The sequence below is a fragment of the Nodularia chucula CCY0103 genome (assembly GCF_963923915.1).
In the GTDB taxonomy this organism is placed as follows: domain Bacteria; phylum Cyanobacteriota; class Cyanobacteriia; order Cyanobacteriales; family Nostocaceae; genus Nodularia; species Nodularia chucula.
Window position 1 is genome coordinate 25028 of sequence record NZ_CAWUOL010000058.1, and the last position, 8631, is coordinate 33658.

Here is an 8631-nt window from a genome sequence, read left to right on the forward strand (position 1 = left end):
TAAAAATCAGTTAATTTAGAAATACTGCCAGCAGTCACGACTACTATCGTGGCTGTTTTTGCTTAGAAGATGCCATATCGGAAAAAGCACTAAAGAATATGGATAGCAACGAACTCGCAAAATATCTGGAATCCACAAACAGCATTGCTAAACCTTGGCTATTGGTACAACTGCGCCTGAAGAAATTGCAAGAAAGCCGAGATCAGATTTCAGAAGATGCTTATGCTAATCAGTTAGCAGATATTCACGAAGACTTAATGAACTTGGGTGAATGGTGGCGTGGTCTGGAAGAGGAAGTGTTTTAGTGATTGGTTTCTTGACTATGGACTAGGAACTATGAACTAATGACTAATGACTAATGACTAATGACTAACTATTATGGATTATCGGGATGCTGGGGTAGATGTTGAGGCGGGTAGAGCCTTTGTAGACCAAATTCGCAATTTAGTTCACAGCACCTTTAGACCAGAAGTAATTGGTGGACTAGGTGGCTTTGGTGGTTGCTTCCAATTACCAGGGGGTTTTAAAGAACCAGTCTTGGTTTCCGGGACTGATGGTGTGGGAACAAAGCTGAAAATTGCCCAGATTCTCAACCGTCATGATACAGTGGGCATTGATTTAGTGGCTATGTGTGTTAATGATGTGTTGACATCCGGTGCAGAACCACTGTTTTTTTTAGATTATGTAGCTACAGGTAAGTTAGAACCAGCCCAACTGACTGAAGTGGTAGCAGGTATAGCTGCTGGTTGTAAGCAGGCGGGTTGCGCTTTGTTGGGCGGAGAAACCGCAGAAATGCCGGGTTTCTACCAAGTGGGTGAGTATGATTTGGCTGGGTTTTCTGTAGGGATTGTGGAAAAAAGCCAGATGTTGGATACTTCTCAGGTAGAAATTGGCGATGTGGCGATCGCCCTTCCTAGCACTGGTGTACACAGCAACGGTTTAAGTTTAGTCCGGAAAATTGTAGACGCAAGCGGTTTGGCTTGGGATGAACGCCCAGCATTATTAGGTGGTGAAACCATCGCCGAGGCTTTCCTGAAACCTACACAAATTTATGTCAAACCTGTGTTAGCGGCGCGTCAATCTGGGTTAGAAATTCACGGTATGGCACATATTACAGGCGGAGGTTTACCAGAGAATTTACCCCGATGCTTGGGTCAAAATCAAAGTATTCAAATTCATCCCCAGAGTTGGAATATTCCCCCTGTATTTGAGTGGCTGGCTACAGTTGGTTCGGTGAGTGCCAAGGCGATGTATAATACTTTTAATATGGGAGTTGGTTTTGTAGTGTTAGTACCACCCCATCAAGTAGAACAGACAATGACATTTTTTAAATCTCAAGATATCTCAGCTGTGGCTATTGGTGAAGTGATTACAGGTTCTGGTGAATTAGTCGGCTTACCATCATAGTATAGAGATCCAAACCCCATCTCTTTGTGGGTGGGGTATTTGACATATTTTATATATTCAATATTTGGCAAAAGTTTCAATGCTCGGAAAACTTAGACAGGATTAGAGACTTATAAACTACTCAGTGCGCCCCTTCTAGGACGCTGTATCTGAGGCGGAGTGCAACCTTTGTCCCATTCTCTACCCTGCTCCCTGCCCCCTCCACCCCCCCTGCTTATTTAATATGTGTCATGGAAAATACTCATGTGAATAAGCATTGAGATTTGCTAAGGTAGTCTTAACATATTGCAAAAATTGGCTAGTAAATTTAAGAAAATCACTACGGTCACTTTCTGGTGCTGGAGTCTTTTTCACATCTGATGTGTGGCGTGTCGGTGTATGGGGAATCAAGTATTTTCATTTATAAAAAGTTATGGTTGTAAATTTTGCTCGGACATCTACTTCCGCAGACATTTTAAGACAAGTCTTCGACAGGGTTGATGCCCAAAGTTGTCCCAAGTTATTCAATTTTCACATGCATACTGTTTACTCAGATGGCAAGTTGCAGCCAAGTATGTTGATGGAACAAGCGATCGCCATTGGGCTACAAGGATTAGCGATTACAGACCACCACACCATCAATGGGTATAATGCAGCACAATCCTGGCTAGTAAAATATCGGGAAAATGCCAGTGAAAATACTCCTTTGCTCTGGAGTGGGGTAGAAATTAATGCCAAACTTTTGGATGTGGAAGTTCACATTTTGGCTTATGCCTTTGAAACAGAGCATTCCAGTATGAAACCCTATGTGCAAAGAAAACCCACCACAGGTAAAGACTATCAAGCCAATAATGTCATAGCTGCCATACATGAAGCTGGCGGATTAGCCGTTTTAGCTCATCCAGCGCGTTACAAGCGATCGCATTTTGACCTAATTCCGGCGGCCGCTGAACGGGGAATTGATGGTGTAGAAGCCTTCTATGCTTACAATAACCCCAAACCTTGGACACCAAGTACGGTAGAAACAGAACAAGTACAAAACTTGGCCACAGAATATCACCTGTTCAATACCTGTGGTACTGATACCCACGGTTTAAGTCTCCTACAACGCCTGTAAAGTCTTCATTGGTGATTGATTCAGGATACGCCTCTAACCTTCAGCTTATGAGGACATGAAAAAATTCCCCAACCAATTCACAACTTTTAACTTTTGTTATAGCTCCACCAAACCGCCTCAAACAGATAAACTTGTTGAATAGAGAACATATCACAAACACATTTTTGATAGTCTAAAACGATGTCAGCATCTGCCAATTTCGACTTTGAAGACGATAAATTTAACGCTCCTCCTTCTCAAATCATCCCTTGGTGTCAGATGATTAACCCTCGCTATGGTAGCGACGGTATTCAGCCCCACGGTTTAGCGATTAAATTAGATAATGCCACTGCTGTAGGCTTTAAGCCTGATGAGAATTGGCAAGAGGTAGAGCATGAATTTAGCTCCGAAGTAGAAACAGTTTTTATTAGTACAACTCCCAAGTTAGTCATAGTGCGTCGAGGTCCCTTATCAGTGAAAGACAGGGAAACTGGTAGTAAATTGGGAACTCTTAAAGAGAATTATGATGCTTTTTTAGCGGATAAGCTAAAATTTAAAACCTTTACTCGCCATCTCATTTATTTAGTAGGAGAGAATAAAAAGTTTCTCCACGACTCGCCACTGCAATTAACTCTGAGCGGTGTTGCGGGAGCTAGTTTCAGCAAAACCTACTGCGAATTTCAACAAGGTAGAGTCATCGGTGGATTCGTCGCTGAGTTAGAAAAAGCCTATGCAGTATATCGCCAGCAGCCTGTGTCACCCAAGGGGCCTTTATTTCATGCTCATGGGATTTTCTGCCCGGTGATTGAGTGTGAAGAGAGAGGCATAGAACCCAACACCGTGATGGTAGCTTCAACGGTAGACTACAAACATCCTACTTTAGATACATTAACTGACTACCTGATTGCTTCAGATTCTGCTGAGTCTGCCATGATTTGCAAGACTTTTGAAGAACACAAAGAGTTTGGTAAGGAATCTATCAAGGTAGAAACACCGAAAATAGCACAAGTTGCCGTTTCCAATTCTTATATTTACGCCGATGAAGACGATTATCCACCTTATTAGGGAGTAGGGATTGGGGATTGGGGATTGGGGATTGGGGATTGGGGACTGGGGATTGGGGACTGGGGACACTTCGGCTACGCTCAGTGCAAGTTGGGTATTGGAAACTAAAAATCTTTCTCCCCACACTTCCCACACCCCCCACACTCCCCACACTCCCCACACTCCCCACACTCCCCACACCCTGCCTCTAATTTTTCAGCAGTAAGTAATAGAGTGAACCGTTACCGCCTGTAACGCCGGCGCGATCGCCTGCTATTTTGCCAGAACCCATGAAATAATCAACTCTTCCCGGTCCTCTGATGGCGCTACCTGTATCTTGATCGAGAACAAAGCGGCTGACGGTACGATATTGTAGCTGACCATTGCTGCCAACATAAGGGAGTGAAGTATGCACCAGTGCTAGTGCGCCTGGGGGCATGAGCGACTTATCTGTAGCGATGGAACGCTCGGCTGTAACTGGGACATTAATACTTCCAGTGGCTGGTCTACCGGCAGTTTCTTGGAAGAAAACAAATCTTTCCCAACGCGGTAGATAACTATTCATTTCCTGGGGATTACGTTGGAAAAAGTTAATGATACCGGGCATATTTAATTGATTGGCGGCTAATTTACCATCTTTCGATAGTTGTCCGCCGATACTTGTCCAGGGGTAATCTGTGCCACCTGCAAAGCCCACAGAGGTTCTGCTACCATCAGTTAACTCAATTTGGGCTGAACCTTGGATATGTACCATATATGCATCAAAGCGATCGCGGAACCAGAGAATTTCTAAACCACGCAAAGGACTTCTGTCCCCTAGTAAACCATCTGCACCTTCTAAAGCAACTCGTTTGGGATGAGGTTTTGCCCATTGATCAAAGTCTGCTGGTCTCCGATATAGAGGGTACTTATATTCTTGAGTTCTAACACGGCTAGCAGTATAAATAGGTTCATAGTAAGCAGTAAATTTAACAGTACCCTGGCCATCATTACCCACAGACTTGTAAAAGGTAAACTCTCGCCGCACAGCAGCTTGTAGTTCCTCTGGAGATTGGGAATTGACAACTAATTGACGGAAGCGAATCAAACTCCGACGCACGCGATCATGGGTAATGCTACGAACGGGATATTTTTGATAGAGAGCGATCGCACTATTTCTTTGCAAATAACTTAAACTATGGTCAATAGCAGTCAACAAAGCCTGGCGATCGCCAGATTGACCGATTTGATCCCAAAGTTGTTCATCCCAACCCAAACAACCGTGTCTAGGAGTGCAATTATCTCCCACATTCATCGGTCTCAGGGGTGCTGAAGGCTGTGCTTGCGGAGGTCTAGTTTGGACTGGTGGTCGTGCTGGGGGCTGAACTGGTGGACGAACTGGGGGCTGAACTGGTGGACGTACTTGCGGATTAGTTGGTACAGGGATAATCACCTGAGCCACAGATGGTTGGACTGGTGGCTTTACTTGTGGATTAATTGATACAGGGATTACTACCTGAGTCGCAGATGGGTTGACTGGTGGCCTTACCTGTGAATTAATTGATACAGGGATTACCACCTGAGCGATAGCAGGCCACATATTATTACTCAACGCCATTCCCAAACTCAAGGAAACCAAAGCAAGGCTTTTTTTCATCATCTTATTCAATATCTAAACCTATAGCAAAAAATCAAAAATCAAAAGTAAAATGCTTGCTGTCAATTGGTTGTGAAATTTCGTCATGTCATCACCGCCTTAGCTATCAGACTGTTTTGACAGTGTATATCCGATTCCAAATGCCCATGCTGAACATTCCCCTGAATAATTTCAGGGGATTTTTAACAATTATCAGTCAAGAGACATAATTGAGTCTAAATCACCCATCACACGCCTTGATAACTGTTAACTGTTAACTGTTCACTGATTTAAAAAGTCCCTCGCCTTTTCAGGAAATTTAGTAACTTAGTTAAATCTTTCGACACTAGAGCTAAAGACTGGTTCTACCCGAATTGCCAAAATTCGATTGGGACGCACTACTAAGTATTCCTGATCAATATTCTTGATTGGTACGTTAATCAATTCATTAGAATCAAACTTTGGCATCAACGAACTGCTGTACCATTTTTGAAAATCTGGAAAAGTGGGAAAACGTACTACTTCGCGGTGGCCACCTTCTAGTAAGATGTGGACTGCAAATTCATCTGGTGTTCTCGGCATTACATTGAATCATTTAAAACATATCCCACTCATTGTTAACCAGTTAACGCCACAATGAAAAGGGTAAGCATACGGTAGCGAGAAAAGCTTTTTAGCATAACTAGCAATTCTCCAACTCATGACAGCGAACTTTTCACTTTTACTTTGACTCTAGACGGCCATGACTTTTAGCAGTTCCCTAAAAATGTCATGAACAGCGTCCGCTTTAACCGGAATTAATACTGTTGCGGACCTTTAGCATCACATTCTTTATTTAAACACCGTTCTAGAAGTCCTACTCGCCAACTCTGAGCAAAACGACGAGGATTCAATTCTAATTTAGAATCGCGGCTGAATAAGGGCTGATTCAGATACTGCCAAACAGGAAATTTCAGCTTGTTATGTTGTGCGGACATAGGAGGAACAAATTAGTATAAAAGCTTTTACGCAGAGCAGTTGGCGGGTTGTGTGATAACTGCCAAGAATTGAGTTCTTAGTTTAAGATGACATGATCTGTATTGAATTGTCTTGGTGGCAATTGCGGAATCTTACTTAAATATTTTGGTCAAATTTGCTAGACAGCCTGTAACAGGAAAAGTTCCTGGTGTAAAATAGTACAGTAGGGAGGTGTGGGGAGTGTGGGAAGCGTGGGGAGTGTGGGAAGTGTGGGAGGTGTGGGGGGTGTGGGAAGTGTGGGGAGTGTGGGGAGAAAGATTTTTAGTTTCCAATACCCAACTTGCACTGAGCGTAGCCGAAGTGTCCCCAGTCCCCAGTCCCCAATCCCCAATCCCAAGTCCCCAGTCCCCAGTCCCCAATCCCCAATCCCAAGTCCCCAGTCCCCAGTCCCCAGTCCCCAGCTATATAAGAATACAAGAAGACTCCCACCTAGTTTAAGACTATGGCAGGAGTCTGAGATTAAAAATTTTAGTTAATGGTGAATTAATAGTGAGTGCCTGTTTTGCGATGGTTGATGGCAGTTACAGCATCGGGTTTGATTAATTTGCCGTTATCAACGGTGGCATAAATTACCCAATGATCCCCACATTCCATCCGTTCTTCAACTGAGCATTCAACGTAAGCTACGGCATCGGTGAGAATTGTACAGCCATTATCTGCCACGGTGGTGCTAAAGTCGCTAAATCTCTCTTCTCCAGGAGCAAAGCTCTTGCGGAAGTGCTTGGTGTATTCTAAGTGATTGCCTTCTTCTAAGATATTTAGGGCAAACTTACTGCCAGGATACATCAGAGATTCTATGGCTCGCTCTTTGGCGATCGCCACAGTTATACCAGGGGGATTAAAGGTAGCCTGAGATACCCAAGAACCGAGCATTCCTGTAGATACATCCCCTTGTTTAGCGGAAACTACACACACTGAACCGACAATCCTTCCTACAGCTTGTTCCATCGGGGTAGCAGTATGTTGGGGTAAACGGACTTTATTCGCTTTTTTCAAGGTTTGAGCAAAATCTGTACCCACTTCTTCACAGAACTTGAGAGTGACATCATCGGGCTTAAACTTGACTTTTAGGGTATCAAATCCAAAGCGATAACCAGCATCCCGTAATTTACCTTCAATTAAATCAAAGGCTTCGCCACTCCAGCCGTAAGAACCAAATACCCCAGCCAGTTTGGTGCTATCACCCACTGTCAGGACTATTCCCAAGGCGGTATGAATGGGAGTCGGTGCGTGTCCGCCAATGGTGGGAGAACCAATCACAAAGCCATCACACTCTTGGATTGCAGTGCGGATTTCATCAGGGGTAGCAAATTCGCAATTGATTGATGTGACTGCGGCTCCACCTTTAGTCAATCCCAAGGCCATTGCTTGAGCTAAAATTGCTGTATTTCCATAAGCTGAAGCATAAAGTAGCGCTACAGATATATCCCGATCTTTTTGAGCATTGCTCCATTCTGCGTAGGCTTTGGTCAGTTCTATTAATCCAGTACGTACCAATGGCCCGTGTCCAACTGCATACATTCTGACTGGGAAATCGGAGATTTTCTCCAAGGCTGCTTCTACGTGTTGGGCTTGGGGAGCCATTAGACAGTTGTAGTAATAGCGCTGGTCTTCTTTTAATGGTTCAGGATTTTCATCAAAGGCTTCATCACCACAAATATGAGAGCCAAAAAGTTTATCTGTATAGAGAATTTGGGTTTGTTGGTCGTAGGTACACAGTCCTTCTGGCCAACGGGGACTGGGAATGGGCAAGAATTTTAAAACGTGACCTTTACCTAAATCGAGATTTTCTTTACCCCGCATGACTAAAATTTGCACTTTGGCTCCAGTGAGTGCGTTATCAGGGAAAGCATTACGCAAGTTAACTGCACCCAGGAGAGAACAAACAAAGGTGATTTGGGGTGCTAATTCTAGAAGTGCTTTGAGTGTGGGGACGCGGTTGGGGCTAAAGTGACCCAAGATCACATAATCCAACTGTTTTAAGTTGATGGTTTGCTGTAATGCTTGGAGATAAATTTCTGTGAAGGTTTCCGCCGGTGGGTCAATAATTGCGGTTTTATCGCCTGCAATTAAATAAGAGTTGGAGGTTGTACCTCTTTCTCTGGCATATTCAATTTCAAACCGCAGGCGTGACCAACTTCGCGCTCTAATTAATGTTGTGTTTGTGGCGATGGGAAGAATTTGTACGTCACGGGGTTTGGAATTGTTCATATATTTTTGGTGAAGTGTGTTTAAAAAATAGAGAGAGGTGTGGGGGGTGTGGGAAGTGTGGGGGGTGTGGGAAGTGTGGGAAGTGTGGGGAGTGTGGGGGGTGTGGGGAGTGTGGGAGGTGTGGGAGGTGTGGGGAGTGTGGGAGGTGTGGGAGGTGTGGGAGGTGTGGGAAGTGTGGGAAGTGTGGGGAGAAAGATTTTTAGTTTTCAATACCCAACTTGCACTGAGCGTAGCCGAAGTGTCCCCAGTCCCCAATCCCCAA

Annotated in this window: 9 protein-coding genes; 5 read left to right on the forward strand and 4 right to left on the reverse strand. The window is 44.2% G+C overall.

Annotation, left to right across the window (positions count from 1 at the left end; translation table 11 throughout):
* The first annotated feature begins 98 nt into the window (after nt 1-98).
* The 4 genes from ACM0OP_RS15715 to ACM0OP_RS15730 all read left to right on the forward strand — a co-directional run bounded on the left by ACM0OP_RS15715 (nt 99) and on the right by ACM0OP_RS15730 (nt 3547).
* Nucleotides 99-305, forward strand: coding sequence for a hypothetical protein (locus tag ACM0OP_RS15715; RefSeq protein ID WP_414529362.1), 207 nt, complete (start codon nt 99-101; stop codon nt 303-305).
* Between the two features lie 73 nt (nt 306-378).
* Nucleotides 379-1407, forward strand: coding sequence for a phosphoribosylformylglycinamidine cyclo-ligase (purM, locus tag ACM0OP_RS15720; protein WP_414529363.1), 1029 nt, complete (start codon nt 379-381; stop codon nt 1405-1407).
* A 412-nt stretch (nt 1408-1819) separates the two neighbouring features.
* Complete coding sequence (locus tag ACM0OP_RS15725) at nt 1820-2503, forward strand: PHP domain-containing protein (protein ID WP_414529364.1); 684 nt, start codon at nt 1820-1822, stop codon at nt 2501-2503.
* Nucleotides 2504-2683: 180 nt separating this feature from the next.
* On the forward strand, nt 2684-3547 hold the full coding sequence (locus ACM0OP_RS15730) for a DUF5895 domain-containing protein (RefSeq protein WP_414529365.1): 864 nt from the start codon (nt 2684-2686) through the stop codon (nt 3545-3547).
* Between the two features lie 187 nt (nt 3548-3734).
* Here ACM0OP_RS15730 and mltA read toward each other — a convergent pair whose 3' ends face one another.
* The 4 genes from mltA to ACM0OP_RS15750 form a co-directional block, all read right to left on the reverse strand.
* Nucleotides 3735-5165, reverse strand: a complete 1431-nt coding sequence (mltA, locus tag ACM0OP_RS15735) for a murein transglycosylase A (RefSeq protein WP_414529366.1) — start codon at nt 5163-5165, stop codon at nt 3735-3737.
* Between the two features lie 303 nt (nt 5166-5468).
* Nucleotides 5469-5723 carry a hypothetical protein gene (locus ACM0OP_RS15740; RefSeq protein WP_414529367.1) on the reverse strand — a complete coding sequence of 85 codons (255 nt, stop codon included), beginning with the start codon at nt 5721-5723 and terminating at the stop codon, nt 5469-5471.
* 215 nt (nt 5724-5938) lie between these two features.
* On the reverse strand, nt 5939-6118 hold the full coding sequence (locus ACM0OP_RS15745) for a hypothetical protein (RefSeq protein ID WP_414529368.1): 180 nt from the start codon (nt 6116-6118) through the stop codon (nt 5939-5941).
* A 523-nt stretch (nt 6119-6641) separates the two neighbouring features.
* Entirely contained in the window at nt 6642-8369 is a 1728-nt protein-coding gene (locus ACM0OP_RS15750; protein ID WP_414529369.1) for a diflavin flavoprotein, read from the reverse strand.
* A gap of 48 nt (nt 8370-8417) precedes the next feature.
* On the opposite strand from ACM0OP_RS15750, the gene ACM0OP_RS15755 reads away from it, so the two are divergent.
* Nucleotides 8418-8631 (forward strand): hypothetical protein (locus ACM0OP_RS15755; RefSeq protein ID WP_414529370.1); only part of this gene is annotated, 214 nt, incomplete at its 3' end.

Coding starts and splice junctions, on each gene's coding strand:
- mltA (WP_414529366.1), bottom strand. CDS start 5,165: ATGATGAAAAAAAGCCTTGCTTTGGTTTCCTTGAGTTTGGGAATGGCG.
- purM (WP_414529363.1), top strand. CDS start 379: ATGGATTATCGGGATGCTGGGGTAGATGTTGAGGCGGGTAGAGCCTTT.
- ACM0OP_RS15745 (WP_414529368.1), bottom strand. CDS start 6,118: ATGTCCGCACAACATAACAAGCTGAAATTTCCTGTTTGGCAGTATCTG.
- ACM0OP_RS15740 (WP_414529367.1), bottom strand. CDS start 5,723: ATGCCGAGAACACCAGATGAATTTGCAGTCCACATCTTACTAGAAGGT.
- ACM0OP_RS15730 (WP_414529365.1), top strand. CDS start 2,684: ATGTCAGCATCTGCCAATTTCGACTTTGAAGACGATAAATTTAACGCT.
- ACM0OP_RS15715 (WP_414529362.1), top strand. CDS start 99: ATGGATAGCAACGAACTCGCAAAATATCTGGAATCCACAAACAGCATT.
- ACM0OP_RS15725 (WP_414529364.1), top strand. CDS start 1,820: ATGGTTGTAAATTTTGCTCGGACATCTACTTCCGCAGACATTTTAAGA.
- ACM0OP_RS15750 (WP_414529369.1), bottom strand. CDS start 8,369: ATGAACAATTCCAAACCCCGTGACGTACAAATTCTTCCCATCGCCACA.